Below are 15,700 nucleotides of genomic sequence, written 5' to 3'. Positions count from 1 at the left end.
CATGCGCTATCCCCTGCCCTATGCGTTCGCGCGCACCAGCCAGCTGCTGATCGAGGACGACGGCCACGAGCCCCTGCTCTGGCACGGCCCCTCGCCCGACTGGCAGGCCCTGTCCGAGGTCCAGCGCAAGCATGCGGTGCAGCGCTGGCAGATGCTGGACGCGGGCATGCTGGCCCACCGCATCAGCGCCGCCTACTCGCAGGGCGAGTCCAGCGCCGCCCTGGTGGTCAGCGAGGTCGAGTCCGACGCCGACCTCTCGCGCATGATGCAGGAGCTGCCCGCCGTCGAGGACTTGCTGGAGACTGCAGACGATGCGCCCATCATCCGCATGCTCAACGCCCTGCTCACGCAGGCCGCGCGCGACGGCGCCAGCGACATCCACATCGAGCCCTACGAGCGCCACTCCAGCGTACGCTTTCGCGTGGACGGCGACCTGCGCGAGGTCGTGCAGCCCAACCGGGCCCTGCACGCGGCGCTGATCTCGCGCCTGAAGATCATGGCCGACCTGGACATCGCCGAAAAGCGCCTGCCCCAGGACGGCCGCATCAGCCTGCGCCTGGGCACGCGCGCCATCGACGTGCGCGTCTCCACCCTGCCCAGCGCCCACGGCGAGCGCGCCGTGCTGCGCCTGCTGGACAAGAGCGAGAGCAAGCTCAGCCTGGAGGCCGTGGGCATGCAGGGCGAGACGCTGAGGCGGTTCACCCACATGACGGCCCAGCCCCACGGCATCGTGCTGGTCACCGGCCCCACGGGCTCGGGCAAGACCACCACGCTGTACGCGGCGCTGTCGCGCATGGACGCCAGCCGCAGCAACATCATGACGGTGGAGGATCCCATCGAGTACGAGCTGGCCGGCGTGGGACAGACCCAGGTCAACGCCAAGATCGAGTTGACCTTCGCCAAGGCCCTGCGCGCCATCCTGCGCCAGGACCCGGACGTGATCATGATCGGTGAAATCCGCGACTTCGAGACCGCGCAGATCGCCATCCAGGCTTCGCTGACGGGCCACCTGGTGCTGGCCACGCTGCACACCAACGACGCCTCCAGCGCCGTTACCCGCCTGATCGACATGGGCGTGGAGCCGTTCCTGCTGTCCTCCTCCCTGCTGGGCGTGCTGGCACAGCGCCTGGTGCGCAAGATCGACACCACCGAACCCAGCGGCTACCGGGGGCGTACCGGCATCTTCGAGATGCTGGTGGTGGACGACACCATCCGCGCGCAGATCCACCGCCAGGCCAGCGAGGCCGAGATCCGCGACACCGCGCTGGCCTCGGGCATGCGCCTGATGCGCGACGATGGCGAGCGACTGGTGCGCGAGGGCATCACCACGCCCGAGGAAGTGCTGCGCGTCACGCGCGACTAGGCCCAGGGACACACATCCGGCCCCCCCGGACAGACGCCCGGGACAGACGCCAACGCCAGACCCTGCGCAGCACGGGGCATCCCCGTTTGCCACAATGGTCGGCATGTTGGAATCCCTACGCGCCTGGAGCGCTCCCTATGGCGGCGACCTGTTCCTGTGGGTCGCCACGCTGAGCCTGATCAGCTACATCGCCCTGTGGTGGTTCAAGTCCCGGCTGTCCACCAGCCAGCTGCGCCGCGTCATCCGCCTGTCGGCGCTGGTGGCGCTGCCGCTGTCCTGGCTGGCCATCCAGCAGGGCGAGAACCATCTGGCTGCGGCCATCCTCCCCCTGGTCTGGTGCGTGGTGCTGGGCATCACCTGCGCGCGGGAAATGTCCAGAAGAAACTGAGTGCGCGAACGCACACCAGGAATGCCCTGGCGCGGCAAGGCCCGCGCCGCCCCCACCCACCGTGAACTGGAAGTTGGAACCTGCCATGACATCATTCAATGAAGTCCGTCTGTCCATGCTCGACCTCGTGGCCGTGCGCGAAGGCGGCACCGTCGCCGAGGCCCTGGACATTGCGCTGGCCACGGCCCGCAAGGCCGAGGAACTGGGATTCGAGCGCTACTGGCTGGCCGAGCACCACAACATGCCCGGCATCGCCAGCTCGGCCACGGCCGTGCTGATCGGCCACATCGCAGGCGGCACCTCGAAGATCCGCGTGGGCTCGGGCGGCATCATGCTGCCCAACCATGCCCCCCTGGTGGTGGCCGAGGCCTTCGGCACGCTGGCCGAGCTGTACCCGGGCCGCATCGACCTGGGCCTGGGCCGCGCGCCCGGCACCGATGGCGCCACCATGCGCGCCCTGCGCCGTGACCGGGTCGAGACCGAGGAAGACTTCCCGCGCGACGTGATGGAGCTGCAGCGCCTGCTGGGTCCGGCCACGCCCGATCAAAAGCTGGTGGCCACGCCGGGCGCAGGCACCAATGTGCCGATCTGGCTGCTGGGCTCCAGCCTGTTCTCGGCCCAGCTGGCCGCCCACCTGGGCCTGCCCTACGCCTTTGCCTCGCACTTCGCGCCGCGCATGCTCTACCAGGCCGTGCAGCTGTACCGCAGCCTGTTCAAGCCGTCGGCCCAACTGGCCAAACCCTATGTGATCGTCGGCGCCCCCGTGATCGCGGCGCCCACCGATGACGAGGCCGAGTACCTGGCCAGCAGCACCTACCAGCGCGTGCTGGGCATCATCACGGGCCGGCGCGGACTGCTGCCGCGCCCCATCGAGAACTATGCGGCCCAGCTCGGCGAGCAGGAGCGCCGCGCCATCGGCGACTTCCTGGCCGTGGCCTCCATCGGCGGCCCGGACAAGGTGCGCTCGCGCCTGCAAAAGCTGCAGGCCGACACCGAGGCGGACGAGCTGATCCTGGTCAGCGACGTGTATGACCGCGATCTGCGCCTGCGCTCGTTGGAGATCACGGCCCAGGCCCTGGGCCGCTGAAGGCATGAGCCGCTCCGCCCGGCTGCTGCAACTGATCGACCTGCTGCGCCGCGCGCGCCTGCCCCAGGCCGGGCCCGTGCTGGCCCGGCAGCTGGAGGTGAGCCTGCGCACCCTCTACCGCGACATCGCCACCCTGCGCGAGCAGGGTGCCGCGATTGCGGGCGACCCGGGCGTGGGCTACGAGATGCGGCCCGGCTTTCTGCTGCCGCCGCTGATGTTCACGCCCGATGAGCTGGAAGCCCTGCTGCTGGGCGCGCGCTGGGCCAGCCGCCAGGCCGACCCCGAGCTCGCCCAGGCCGCCACCGCCGCCCTGGACCGCATACGCAGCGCGCTGCCGCTGGAGCTGCGCATCGAGGTGGACACCAGCGGCCTGCTGGTGCCGCCCATCTGCCACGAATCCGTGACCGAGCCCTGGCAGACCGCGCTGCGCCTGGCCATAAGGCGCCAGCACCGGGTGCTGCTGCACTACACGGATGAGAAGGGCCAGCCGACCGAGCGCCAGATCTGGCCTTTTGCCATGGCTTTCTTCGATCAGCGGCGCATTCTTGCGGCCTGGTGCGAACTGCGCCAGGACTTTCGCCATTTCCGCGCCGACCGCGTGCGCTCCGTCACCGATTTGCACGAGCGCTATCCCGACCATCGCAGCGGCCTGATCGAACGCTGGTCGCGGCAAATGGGCTACACGGTCCGCTGACACCACTGCTGACAAAAACTGTCAGCATGGCCTCCTACAGTCGCTCCCATGGCCTTCTCGCCATGCATTCAAACCACTGGGAGCCTTCATGAACGACTCGATCAAGCCTCTGCGCTTTTACTTCCACCCCCGCTCGCGCGCCGTCATCACGCGCTGGATGCTGGAGGAATGTGGCGCCCGCTATGAGCCCGTGCGGCTGGAATACGGCAGCACCATGAAGTCCGCCGACTACCTGGCCATCAACCCCATGGGCAAGGTCCCCGCCCTGGTGCATGGTGATACGGTGATCACCGAACTGGCCGCCATCCTTGCCTATCTGGCCGACATCTTCCCCGAACGGCGGCTCGCACCGGCCGTGGACGGCCCGCTGCGCGGCGTCTACCACCGCTGGATGTTCTTCCTGGCCGGCCCCGTCGAGGCCGTGATGACTGCAAAGAGCCAGGGCCACCTGGAGCAGCAGACGGCCGACCAGGCCATGTCAGCCGGCTATGGCCGCTATGACGACGTGGTGCAGACGCTGCGCCAGGCCGTGGCCGGCAGGCGCTACCTGTGCGGCGACCAGTTCACCGCGGCCGACGTGCTCATGGCCAGCTACCTGCGCTGGGGCACGATGATGAAGCTGCTGCCCGCGCTGCCCGAATTCAGCGACTACGGCCAGCCGCTGATGGAACGCCCGGCCTCGCTGCGCTCCATCCAGCTCAACGAAGCGGACCTCGCGGCCCAGCCGGCATAGGGGCCAGGCAGGGGCTGCCGCCAGCCGCGGCGGCGGCCTCGCCATCCAGCCGTCACCGGCAGCGGCTACCATCGGGGGTTGGATCGCCGCCTGGCGTTTCCTGAACGCCATCCCTTCCCCAGCCCTTCCCGACTCCCGCCGCGCATGCCTGCCTTTTCCTTCGAAGCCCTGGATGCCCAAGGTCAGACCCGCAAGGGCACGATCGAAGCCGACAATGCGCGCGCCGCGCGCAGCCAGCTGCGGGCCCAGGCCCTGGTGCCCATGGCCGTGGAGATCGTGGCCTCGGGCTCTGCATCCGGCCCGCAGGGCGGCGCCTCGCGCTGGCTGACCCGTCCCGTACTCGGCTCCACAGGGCTCACCGTGTGGACGCGCCAGATGGCGGGGCTGGTGGCCTCGGGACTCCCCATAGAGCGCGCCCTGGCCGCCCTGTCCGAAGAAGCCGACGACCCGCGCCAGCACCACCTCGTGGCCGCGCTGCGCGCCGAGGTCAACGCAGGCTCCACCTTTGCCCGCGCCCTGGCCCAGCACCCGCGCGAGTTCTCCGACATCTACTGCGCCGTGATCGGCGCCGGCGAGGCCAGCGGCAGCCTGGGCCCGGTGCTGGAGCGGCTGGCCGATGACCTGGAATCGCGCCAGGCCCTGCAGTCCAAGCTCATCGGCGCCGCCCTGTACCCGGCCATCGTGACTCTGGTGGCCATCGTCATCGTGCTGTTCCTGGTCAGTTACGTGGTGCCCCAGGTGGCCAGCGTGTTCGCCGGCACCAAGCGCGCCCTGCCCTGGCTCACCGTGGCCATGCTGGCACTCAGCGACTTTGTGCGCAGCTATGGCTGGGCCGCGCTGGTCGCCCTGGTGCTGGGCGCCGTGGGCTTCCGGCTGTCCATGAAGAACCCCGCGCTGCGCGAGCGCTTCGACGCCTGGTGGCTGCGCCTGCCGCTGATCGGCCGGCTGGCGCGCAACTACAACGCGGCACGCTTTGCCGGCACGCTGGCCATGCTGGCGGGCGCAGGCGTGCCCATCCTCAAGGCCTTGCAGGCTGCCGCAGAGACCCTGGGCAACCGCGCGCTGCGCGCCGACGCCATGGATGCGCTGGCCCTGGTGCGCGAGGGCGCGCCGCTGGCCTCGGCCCTGGCGCAGAAAAAGCGCTTCCCGGGCCTGATCTCCATGTTTGCCCGCCTGGGCGAGCAGACCGGCCAGTTGCCCGTGATGCTGCAGCGCGCCGCCAACCAGCTGTCCACCGAGGTGCAGCGCCGCGCCATGCACCTGGCCACCATCCTGGAGCCGCTGCTGATCGTGGCCATGGGCATGGTCGTGGCCCTGATCGTGCTGGCCGTGCTCATGCCCATCATCCAGCTCAACCAGTTCGTCAAATAGCGAAAAGCGCCAAGCCATGCCCGTGACACTGCAAGACAAGCTGGTCGTCGCCATCTCTTCGCGGGCGCTGTTCGACTTCGAGGAGGAGAACCGGCTGTTCGACGCCGGTGACGAGCAGGCCTACATGCGCCGCCAGCTGGACCTGGTGCACCAGCCTGCCCGCCCGGGCATCGCCTTCCCGCTGGTGCGCAAGCTGCTGGCCTTCAATACGCCCGAAGTGCAGCGCGTGGAGGTGATGATGCTGTCGCGCAACGACCCGGCCAGCGGCATGCGCGTGTTCGCCTCGGCCAAGGCGGCCGACATGCACATAGAGCGCGGCGTGTTCACGCGCGGGCGCGATCCGTTTTCCTACCTGCGGCCGCTGGGCGCCCACCTGTTTCTCTCGGCCAACGAGGTCGATGTGCGCAGGGCGCTGTCCATCGGCTTTCCTGCCGCGCGCGTGATGGTCGATTCCACGCCCGCAGGCGACCGCTACCCGCAGGAGGTGCGCATCGCCTTCGACGGCGATGCCGTGCTGTTCTCCGACGAGGCCGAACGCGTCTACCAGCAAGGCGGGCTGCCGGCCTTTCTGCGCCACGAGGTGTCCCATGCCGCCACGCCGCTGGCGGAGGGGCCGTTCAAGCCGCTGCTGGTGGCGCTTCACCGGCTGCAGCAGCAGGCGGACTCGTCCCAGACCATGCGCATTCGCACGGCCCTGGTGACGGCGCGCAGCGCACCGGCGCACGAGCGCGCCATCCGCACGCTGCTGGAATGGGGCATCGCGGTGGACGAGGCCATGTTCCTCGGCGGCCTGGAAAAGGGCCCGTTCCTGCGCGAGTTCGAGCCGGACTTCTTCTTCGACGACCAGACCGGCCACGTCAACTCGGCCGCGCGCCATGTGCCGGCAGGCCACGTGAGCAGCGGCATCTCCAATCCGGACGCCGATCCGCCGAAGTAAACAATTGCAAAGGGCGGGCCGGCCGTGCTTGCAAATGCCGGTTCCGTGCCCAAATAAAGCCCATGCATTTTCCCCTCATGAACCGCTCTGCCCTGCTGCGCCGGCCACCGCTGCTGCAGGCCGCCGTCGTGGTGCTGCTGACCAGCGCCTTCATGCTGCCCGCCGCGCGCGCGCAGGCGGCAGAAAACGCAGCCACCGAGCAGGCAACGGCCAGCCCGGCGCCGCTGACCAAGGGGGAGATCAAGGCCCAGCGCGAATTCAAGATGCTGGACTTCAACAAGGACGGCAAGCTCAGCCGCGCCGAAGTGGCGCTGTTCCCGCGCCTGTCGGCGGCCTTCGACGAGGCCGATACCGACAGGGACGGCTACGTCTCCTATGCGGAGGTGCAGGCCTTTGCCGTCAAGTACCGCGCCGAGCGCGACAAGGCAAAGGCCAAGGCGCGGGCCGAAGAAGCAAAGGCCGCCGAGCTTGCGGCGGCCGCGCCCGCTGCCAGGGACAAGAAGGAAGGCGAAGGCTCAAAGGACTGAGCCTTCTTGCCGCGCCCCTGACACTCAAAGTCCGCCGGTACGCTTGACCTTGGGTTCCGAATAGGTCAACGGTTCGTCGCGCACCTGCATCTTGTTGCGTGCCACATCGTCGGCCTTGCTGACCTCCTGGGCCTGCTCCACGGCCATGGCGCTGGCACGCCACATCGACTGGATGAACTCGATGAGCTGCTTGGAGATCGGCTCCTTGGGCGGCTCCTCGACCTCTTCCTTCTGCTTGATCTCCTCGGCCAGCGTCCAGTCGCGGTTTTCCTGGTCCACCACGGACGGTTTTTCAGGATCTCGCACCACCCGGCCCTCGCCGATGCGGTCCGTGGATTCGACGGCGTTGGTGGCGTTCACAGGGCGCACGGGCACCGCGCCCGACGCACCGGTGGAGTACAGATCGGCGCTTTGCGGGCGCCACGGTATGGGTGATCGGTCAACAGGTGGAATTGGCATGGCTCGACCCTCTTGCTGGATGTGTGCTGTGGGCGGGAATTTCCCGCCGTCGCCTCATCATCGACAGAAGCTGAAAGAACTGAAGCGCTTTTTTTGAAAGACGCTTCGGCCTGCCTCAAACCAAGGGTAAACCCCTTGCTCACCCCGACCAGGCTCTAGAGGAAACGCTCCAGCAGCTTGCGCGAGGTGCGGTCCAGCGCCGTGCTATCGGGCACGCTGAACTGCACGCCGTCCTGGCTGGTGATCATCAGATGCGTGCGGCCCGACAGGCGCCGGATGTCCTCCTCGGCCTTGAGCACGAGCTGCACGGGGCCCCGGTCGGTCTCCAGGTCCCAGGTGCTGGGCGTGGAAAAGCCGGACACCTTGTGGATGCGCTGGATGACGGGCACGAACTCGCGCACGGCCAGGTCTTCCTCGATCAGCGTGCGGGCCTGCGCCGGCAGGTGGTCCATGTGGTCCACCCACAGCGCCTCCTTGCCATCGACGGAGACCAGGGACAGGCCTTGCAGCGGCGCGGCAATGGGAAAGGCGCGCACGGGCACCACGGATTCGTGGCGCGTGCCGTCGGCCAGGATCAGCACCAGGCGGCCATGGGCGTTGCGCTCCATGCGCACACCGCTCAGATCGGCGCCGGCAGCGGAATGTTGGGCGTTGGACATGGCTTACTCCTCGATGGTGGTTGCGGCCAGGGTCAGGCCTGCGGCCTGGGCATCCTCTTCGGCGCGCCGCGCCTGGGCCTGGTACAGGCGCCAGTAGGCGCCCTGCTTTTCCATCAGCTCGTCGTGCGGGCCCACTTCCACGATCTCGCCCCGGTCCATGACCACGAGGCGGTCGGCCTTGCGCAGCGTGGACAGGCGGTGGGCAATGGCAATCGTCGTGCGTCCCTGCACCAGGTTGTCCAGCGCCTTCTGGATCTCCTTCTCGGTCTCGGTATCCACGGCCGAGGTGGCCTCGTCCAGGATCAGGATGCGCGGATCGATCAGCAGTGCGCGCGCAATGGAGATGCGCTGGCGCTCGCCGCCCGACAGGCCCTGGCCGCGTTCGCCCACCAGGGAGTCGTAGCCGTGCGGCAGGCGCAGGATGAATTCATGGGCATGGGCCGCACGCGCCGCCGCCACGATTTCCTCGCGCGTGGCGTCGGGCTTGCCGTAGGCGATGTTCTCGGCAATGGTGCCGAAGAACAGGAAGGGCTCCTGCAGCACCAGGCCGATGTTGCTGCGGAAGTCCGAGACCTTGAGCCTGCGGATGTCCACGCCGTCGAGCTGGATGGAGCCCTCGCTCACGTCATAGAAGCGGCTGATCAGGTTGACCAGGGTGCTCTTGCCCGAGCCGCTGTGGCCCACCAGGCCGATCATTTCACCCGGGCGAATCTGCAGATCCAGGTTCTTGATCACGGCGCGGCTGCCGTAGCGGAAGCTCAGGTTGTCCAGCGTGATGGCGCCTTGCACGCGCGGCAGCTTGACCGGGTTGACCGGGTCGGGCACGTTGCTCACGTGGTCCAGGATGTCGAAGATGCGCTTGGCGCCGGCTGCCGCCTTCTGCGTGACCGAGACGATGCGACTCATCGAGTCCAGGCGGCTGTAGAAGCGGCCGATGTAGGCGATGAAGGCCGTCAGGATACCGACCGTGATCTGGCCACCGGCCACCAGCCAGATGCCGAAGCCCCAGACCACGAGCAGGCCGATCTCGGTCAGCAGCGTCACCGTGGGCGTGAACAGCGACCAGGTCTTGTTGACCTTGTCGTTGGCCTGCAGGTTGACCAGGTTGGCCTGGGCAAAGCGATCGGCCTCGCGCTTTTCCTGGGCGAAGGCCTTGACCACGCGGATGCCGGGAATGGTGTCGGCCAGCACATTGGTCACTTCGGACCAGACGCGGTCGATCTTCTCGAAGCCCGTGCGCAGGCGGTCGCGCACCAGATGGATCATCCAGGCGATGAAGGGCAGCGGCACCAGGGTGACCAGGGCCAGCCACGGATTGATGGAGAACAGGATGACCGAGGTCATCACGATCATCAGCACGTCGGTGGCGAAATCCAGTGCATTCAAGGATAGAAACAAATTGATGCGATCTGTTTCCGCCCCGATGCGCGCCATCAGGTCGCCCGTGCGCTTGCTGCCGTAGTAGTCCAGCGACAGCGTCAACAGGTGGTTGTAGGTGGTGGTGCGCAAATCAGACCCTATGCGCTCGGACACCTTGGCCAGCACGAAGGTGCGCGCCCAGCCCAGGCCCCAGGCCACCAGCGCCGCCGCAAGCAGCCCGCTCAGGTAGAAGACCACGAGGCTGCTGTCGATCTGCTGCCCGTTCTGGAACGGGATCAGGATCTTGTCCACGATGGGAATGGTCAGGTAGGGCGCCACCAGGGTGGCGCCCGTGGAGGCCAGCGTCAGCAGAAAGCCCAGCAGCAGCTGGTGCCGGTAGGGGTGGGCGAAGCGCCACAGGCGCAGCAGCACCCAGGTGGAGGTCTGCGGGCCCTGCTGGCGCGCGCAGGCCGGGCATTCGTCGGCCTCGGGCGGCAGCTCGGCCTGGCAGGCCGGGCAGCGGGGCACGTCGTCCTCGGGCGCGGCAAAGTCCTCGCCGCGCGCCAGGCGCTCGCGCTCATGGTCGAACTGCTGCAGCAGGCGCAGCACGGCCGCCTGGTGGCGCAGCGTGAAGCGCCACAGCGCCAGCCGGGCGGCCGGGCCGTGCAGCTCGAGGTTGCCCACGCCGCCGTGGTCCAGCGTGCGCAGATTCTGATCAATGGATAGTGCCCACTCACTCCACTCTTGATCCGCAGGATCACAGGCGAGGAGCCGCTGGTTGGTCAGCACAACCCAGCCTTCGCCGAAGCGCATGTCGAGGGTCAGGTCAACCGGGACGAGGGCCAGCACGTTTTCATTGGAAGCGAGCCTGGCTCGCAGCCCAGCCCCGCGGGGGCTGGCAAGGAAGGCCGAAACGTCCACAGAATGGTGTTCTTGCATGTTGAGTTGTTTTTCCCGCCCCTGGCGGCTCCTGGTGTCATGCGGGCAACCGCAGCTCCCCGGTGGATATCCCGCGCTTTGCACGGCATACCCTGCTCAACGCGCCAGCCCTGGTTTAGGCTGACAGCACTGCGCATGGGCTTTCTGGGCGCACAATCCTCTCCCATTCTCCGGCGATCCGCACCCGGGTCGTCGCTCACGCTTACCCGTTGATCGACATGGCGAAATTCAAAGACATCCAACTCTTGCGCACCACCTACCTGCGTGGACCCAGCGTCTGGACCTACCGTCCCGTGCTGGAGGTCTGGCTGGATCTTGGTGAGCTGGAGGACTATCCCTCGAACAAGCTTGCCGGTTTCAACGAGCGCCTGACGGCCTGGCTGCCCGACCTGATCGAGCACCACTGCGGCGTGGGCGAGCGCGGCGGCTTCATCCAGCGCCTGGAAGGCGGCACCTGGTGCGGCCATGTGCTGGAGCACATCATCATCGAGCTGCTGAACCTGGCGGGCATGCCGGCCGAGTTCGGCCAGACGCGGGAGATTTCCCAGCGCGGCATCTACCGCATGGTCTTCCGCTGCCCCGAGGAAACCGTGGCGCGCACGGCCCTGGCCTACGGCCACCGGCTGATCATGGCCGCCATCAACGACGAGTCCTTCGACCTGAAGGCCGCCGTCAAGGCCATCAAGACCGAGATCAACGACCGCTACCTGGGCCCGAGCACGGGCTGCATCGTCGATGCGGCCGGCGAGCGCCGCATTCCCCACATCCGCCTCAATGACGGCAACCTCGTGCAGCTCGGCTATGGCGCCGCGCAGCGCCGCATCTGGACCGCCGAGAGCGACCAGACCAGCGCCATCGCCGAGGGCATTGCCCAGGACAAGGACTTCACCAAGCGCCTGCTGGCCGCCTGCGGCGTGCCCGTGCCCGAAGGCCAGATCGTCAACAGCCCCGAAGAAGCCTGGGAAGTGGCACAGGACATCGGCTTTCCCGTCACCGTCAAGCCCTCGGACGGCAACCACGCACGCGGCGTGACGCTGGACCTGCGCGACGAGGCCGACATCAAGGCCGCATTTGCCCTGGCCCAGCCCGAAGGCTCGGACGTCATCGTCGAGCGCTTCATCGACGGCACCGAGCACCGCATCCTGGTCGTGGGCGGCAAGGTGGTTGCCGCCTGCCGTGGCGAGACCGTGAGCGTGGCCGGCAACGGCAAGTCCACGGTGCGCGAGCTGGTCGCCGTGGTCAACCAGGACCCGCGCCGCGGCCCCGAGCAGGAATACCCGCTGGACTGGATCAACCTCGAAGCCCCGGCCGTGAAGCTGGAACTCAAGCGCCAGAACGTCACGCCCGACACCATTCCCGCCCAGGGCGCCAGCGTGCTGCTGCAGCGCAACGGCAACATGGCCATCGACTGCACCGACGAAGTCCACCCCGAAGTGGCCTACATGGCCACGCTGGCCGCCAAGATCGTGGGCCTGGACATCGCGGGCATGGACATGATCCTGCAGGACGTCTCGCGCCCCATGAAGGAGCAGGGCGGCGCCATCCTCGAAGTCAACGCCGGCCCCGGCCTGCTGATGCACCTGAAGCCCACCAGCGGCGCACCGCGCCCCGTGGGCATGGCCATTGCCGACCATCTGTTCCCGCGCACCGAAGAAGGCACGGCCGCCGGCCGCATTCCCCTGGTCGGCATTGCCGGCACGCGAAACAACGGTTTCACGGCCCGCCTCGTCGGCTGGCTGCTGCAGTTGTCGGGCAAGCTCACGGGCGTGGCCAGCAGCGAGGGCATGTTCCTGTCCAACCGCCAGACCCAGAAGACCAACACCGCCAACTGGGCAGGCGCCCATCGTCTGTTGACCAACCGCCTGGCCCAGGCCGCCGTCATCCAGACCACGGCCCGCTCCATCCTGGAGGAAGGCCTGGCCTACGACCGCTGCCTGGTCGGCGTGGTCACCGACATGGATGGCTTCGAGCAGCTGCCCGACCATGACGTGCACGAGCAGTCGCAGATGACGCGCGTGATGCGCACCCAGATCGACGTGGTGCTGGACGAGGGCGCGGGCGTCCTCAATGCCGACATCGAGCAGGTGGCCGACCTGGCCCGCCTGTGCGACGGCGAGGTGCTGTTCTATTCGATGCAGGCAGACAGCCCCGTGGTCGCGGCCCACCGTTCCGAGAGCGAAGGCCGCGCCGTCTTCGTGCGCGGCAACCAGGTGATCCTGGCCACGGGCGCTGCAGAGCGCGTGCTGGGCACGCTGGACGCACTGAGCCTGCCCGGCGGCCTGCGCCCGGACACGCCGGCCCTGCTGGCCGCCATTGCCGCCGCGTGGTCCATGGACATTGCCCCCGACCTCATCGTCGCCGGCATCAAGACCTTCGACTACACGCCGGCCGCCGCAGCCACCGCCGCCTGAGCCCGACCCCACGATGACATGCAGGCAGGCCCGGCGACGCGGGCCTGCCCTCCGAAAGAAGACACTATGCAGATCACCCGCATCCGAGCCCTGCGCGGCCCCAATCTCTGGACCCGCAGCACCGCCATCGAAGCCATCGTGCAATGCGAGCCCGGCGAGTGCGACTACTCGGCCCTGCCCGGCTTCGAGGACCGGCTGCGCGCGCGCTTTCCCAAGATCGGCACGCTGCAGCCGCACGGCGCCGACCAGCGCCTGTCGCTGGCCCAGGTGCTGGAAGTCGCGGCCCTGTCGCTGCAGGCCCAGGCCGGCTGCCCGGTGACCTTCAGCCGCACGCATGAAACCGTGGAGACCGGCACCTACCAGGTGGTGGTGGAGTACACCGAAGAGGCCGTCGGCCGCCTGGCCATGGAGCAGGCCGGCGAACTGCTGCAGTCGGCCCTGGCCGATACGCCCTTCGACGCCGACAAGGTGGTGGCCCAGCTGCGCGAACTCGACGAGGACGAGCGCATCGGCCCCTCCACCGGCTCCATCGTCGATGCGGCCGTGGCGCGTGGCATTCCCATCCGCCGCCTGACCTCGGGCTCGCTGGTACAGCTGGGCTGGGGCTCCAAGGCGCGCCGCATCCAGGCCGCCGAGCTGGACCAGACCAGCGCCGTGGCCGAGTCCATCGCCCAGGACAAGGACCTGACCAAGCGCCTGCTGCACGCCGCCGGCGTGCCCGTGCCGCTGGGCCGCCCCGTCAAGGACGTGGAAGAAGCCTGGCTCGTGGCCCAGGAGGTGGGCCTGCCCGTGGTGGTCAAGCCCCAGGACGGCAACCAGGGCAAGGGCGTGGTGGTCAACATCACCACGCACGAGCAGCTCAAGGCCGCCTTCGCCACCGCCTCGGAATTCGGCGACGACATCATGGTCGAGCGCTTCCTGCCCGGCCATGACTTCCGCCTGCTGGTGGTCGGCGGCCAGCTGGTGGCCGCTGCGCGCCGCGAGCCGCCCCAGGTGCTGGGCGACGGCCAGCACACCATCCGCGAGCTGGTGGACATCGTCAACCAGGACCCGCGCCGCGGCTCGGGCCACGGCACGGCGCTGACCAAGATCCGCCTGGACGACATCGCCATCGCGCGCATCGCCACCGAAGGGCTCACGCCCGAATCCGTGCCGGCCCAGGGCCAGCGCGTGGTGCTGCGCAACAACGCCAACCTGTCCACCGGCGGCAGCGCCACCGATGTGACGGACGACGTGCACCCCGACATCGCCGCGCGCGCCGTGGAGGCCGCCCAGACCATCGGCCTGCACATCTGCGGCGTGGACGTGGTCTGCGAGACCATGCTGCGCCCGCTGGAGGAGCAAAACGGCGGCATCGTCGAAGTCAACGCCGCACCGGGCCTGCGCATGCACCTGGCGCCCTCCTTCGGCAAGCCGCGCAACGTGGGCGTGCCCATGGTCGATGAGCTGTTCGCACCGGGCCAGGATGGCCGCATCCCGCTGGTGGCCGTCACCGGCACCAACGGCAAGACCACGACCACGCGCCTGATCGCCCATCTGTTCACCTCGCATGGCTGGCGCACGGCCATGACGAACACGGACGGCGTCTACGTCAACGGCCGCCAGATCGACAGCGGCGACTGCTCGGGCCCGCGCAGCGCGCGCAACGCCCTGGCCCACCCCGAGACCGACGCTGCCGTGCTCGAATGCGCACGCGGCGGCATCCTGCGCGAAGGCCTGGGCTTCGACCGCTGCCAGGTGGCCGTGGTCACCAACGTGGGCGCGGGCGACCACCTGGGCCTGAACTTCATCACCACGGTGGAAGACGTGGCCGTGCTCAAGCGCGTCATCGTGCAGAACGTGGCCGCCGACGGCTATGCCGTGCTCAACGCCGCCGACCCGCTGGTCGCGGCCATGGCCTCCACCTCGCCGGGCAAGGTCATCTATTTCGCGGCCGACCGCCACCACCCCGTGATGGCCACGCACCGTGCCCAGGGCAATCGCGTGGTCTACGTGGACGGCGACAGCATCGTCGCGGCCGAAAGCTCGTGGCGCGAGACCATCGCGCTGCGCGAGATCCCCATCACGCGCAACGGCACCATCAGCTTCCAGGTGGAGAACGTCATGGCATCCATCGCGGCCGCCTGGGGCGTGGGCATGCCCTGGCAGACCATCCGCCGTGGCCTGGCCGGCTTCGTCAACGACAGCGACAACGCACCGGGCCGCTTCAACGTCATGGACTACCGTGGCGCCACGCTGATCGCCGACTACGGTCACAACCCAGACGCCATCCGCGCCCTGGTCCAGGCCGTGGACGCCATGCCGGCACAGCGCCGCAGCGTGGTCATCAGCGGCGCGGGCGACCGCCGCGACCAGGACATCACCGAGCAGACCCAGATCCTGGGCCGCGCCTTCGACGACGTCATCCTCTACCAGGATGCCTGCCAGCGCGGCCGCGCCGACGGCGAAGTGCTGGCCCTGCTGCAGCAAGGCCTGCAAGGCGCACCGCGCACCGACTACGTGACCCAGATCCAGGGTGAGTTCAACGCCATCGACCACGCGCTGGCGCGGCTGACCCCGGGCGACCTGTGCCTGGTGCTGGTGGACCAGGTGGAAGAGGCCTTGGAGCATCTTCGCCGCCATGTGGCGGGTGAAAACACCCCCTGAGGCGCTTTGCGCCTTCCCCCTCTCTCGCTTCGCGGGAGGGGGCATACGGGCCACCGACGACACCCTCGGGGCGGGGCGGCCCTTCCTCGGTGTCCCTGAGTTGGGCCGCGCCACTCTCGTACGCAAC

General features: G+C 68.6%; 13 protein-coding genes. 10 read left to right on the top strand and 3 right to left on the bottom strand.

From position 1 onward, the window contains the following. The first annotated feature begins 1 nt into the window (after position 1). The 8 genes from ACFPFG_RS23410 (at position 2) to ACFPFG_RS23375 (ending at position 7,100) form a co-directional block, all read left to right on the top strand. Positions 2 to 1,363 carry a GspE/PulE family protein gene (locus ACFPFG_RS23410; RefSeq protein WP_183019572.1) on the top strand — a complete coding sequence of 454 codons (1,362 nt, stop codon included), beginning with the start codon at positions 2 to 4 and terminating at the stop codon, positions 1,361 to 1,363. A 103-nt stretch (positions 1,364 to 1,466) separates the two neighbouring features. Further along, on the top strand, positions 1,467 to 1,751 hold the full coding sequence (locus ACFPFG_RS23405; protein WP_223275171.1) for a hypothetical protein: 285 nt from the start codon (positions 1,467 to 1,469) through the stop codon (positions 1,749 to 1,751). Positions 1,752 to 1,836: 85 nt separating this feature from the next. Then, entirely contained in the window at positions 1,837 to 2,838 is a 1,002-nt protein-coding gene (locus ACFPFG_RS23400; protein WP_183019573.1) for an LLM class flavin-dependent oxidoreductase, read from the top strand. 4 nt (positions 2,839 to 2,842) lie between these two features. Continuing rightward, positions 2,843 to 3,532, top strand: a complete 690-nt coding sequence (locus ACFPFG_RS23395; RefSeq protein ID WP_380108467.1) for a helix-turn-helix transcriptional regulator — start codon at positions 2,843 to 2,845, stop codon at positions 3,530 to 3,532. Between the two features lie 88 nt (positions 3,533 to 3,620). Next, entirely contained in the window at positions 3,621 to 4,265 is a 645-nt protein-coding gene (locus tag ACFPFG_RS23390; protein WP_380108465.1) for a glutathione S-transferase family protein, read from the top strand. Between the two features lie 144 nt (positions 4,266 to 4,409). Continuing rightward, complete coding sequence (gene gspF, locus ACFPFG_RS23385; protein ID WP_197955018.1) at positions 4,410 to 5,636, top strand: type II secretion system inner membrane protein GspF; 1,227 nt, start codon at positions 4,410 to 4,412, stop codon at positions 5,634 to 5,636. 16 nt (positions 5,637 to 5,652) lie between these two features. Then, complete coding sequence (locus ACFPFG_RS23380) at positions 5,653 to 6,573, top strand: 5'-nucleotidase (RefSeq protein WP_012207501.1); 921 nt, start codon at positions 5,653 to 5,655, stop codon at positions 6,571 to 6,573. A gap of 62 nt (positions 6,574 to 6,635) precedes the next feature. After that, a complete protein-coding gene (locus ACFPFG_RS23375; RefSeq protein WP_183019577.1) occupies positions 6,636 to 7,100 on the top strand; it encodes an EF-hand domain-containing protein in 465 nt (154 codons plus the stop codon). A 24-nt stretch (positions 7,101 to 7,124) separates the two neighbouring features. Here the strand turns inward: ACFPFG_RS23375 and ACFPFG_RS23370 are convergent, their stop codons facing one another. The 3 genes from ACFPFG_RS23370 to ACFPFG_RS23360 form a co-directional block, all read right to left on the bottom strand. Next, a complete protein-coding gene (locus ACFPFG_RS23370) occupies positions 7,125 to 7,559 on the bottom strand; it encodes a hypothetical protein (protein ID WP_012207503.1) in 435 nt (144 codons plus the stop codon). A 155-nt stretch (positions 7,560 to 7,714) separates the two neighbouring features. Continuing rightward, positions 7,715 to 8,218, bottom strand: a complete 504-nt coding sequence (locus ACFPFG_RS23365; RefSeq protein ID WP_183019578.1) for a cyanophycin metabolism-associated DUF1854 family protein — start codon at positions 8,216 to 8,218, stop codon at positions 7,715 to 7,717. A gap of 3 nt (positions 8,219 to 8,221) precedes the next feature. Beyond that, on the bottom strand, positions 8,222 to 10,516 hold the full coding sequence (locus ACFPFG_RS23360; protein WP_197955016.1) for a cyanophycin metabolism-associated ABC transporter: 2,295 nt from the start codon (positions 10,514 to 10,516) through the stop codon (positions 8,222 to 8,224). A gap of 218 nt (positions 10,517 to 10,734) precedes the next feature. On the opposite strand from ACFPFG_RS23360, the gene ACFPFG_RS23355 reads away from it, so the two are divergent. Both ACFPFG_RS23355 and cphA read left to right on the top strand, forming a co-directional pair. Further along, positions 10,735 to 12,927, top strand: a complete 2,193-nt coding sequence (locus ACFPFG_RS23355) for a cyanophycin synthetase (RefSeq protein ID WP_380108461.1) — start codon at positions 10,735 to 10,737, stop codon at positions 12,925 to 12,927. Between the two features lie 66 nt (positions 12,928 to 12,993). Continuing rightward, positions 12,994 to 15,573 carry a cyanophycin synthetase gene (cphA, locus tag ACFPFG_RS23350; RefSeq protein ID WP_183019581.1) on the top strand — a complete coding sequence of 860 codons (2,580 nt, stop codon included), beginning with the start codon at positions 12,994 to 12,996 and terminating at the stop codon, positions 15,571 to 15,573. Positions 15,574 to 15,700 lie beyond the last annotated feature (127 nt).

Origin of the sequence: Delftia deserti, assembly GCF_042653485.1 — a bacterium.
Lineage (GTDB): Bacteria > Pseudomonadota > Gammaproteobacteria > Burkholderiales > Burkholderiaceae_C > Comamonas > Comamonas acidovorans.
Note: the sequence above shows the minus strand (reverse complement) of the source record. Positions and strands in the feature narration are given on the sequence as shown.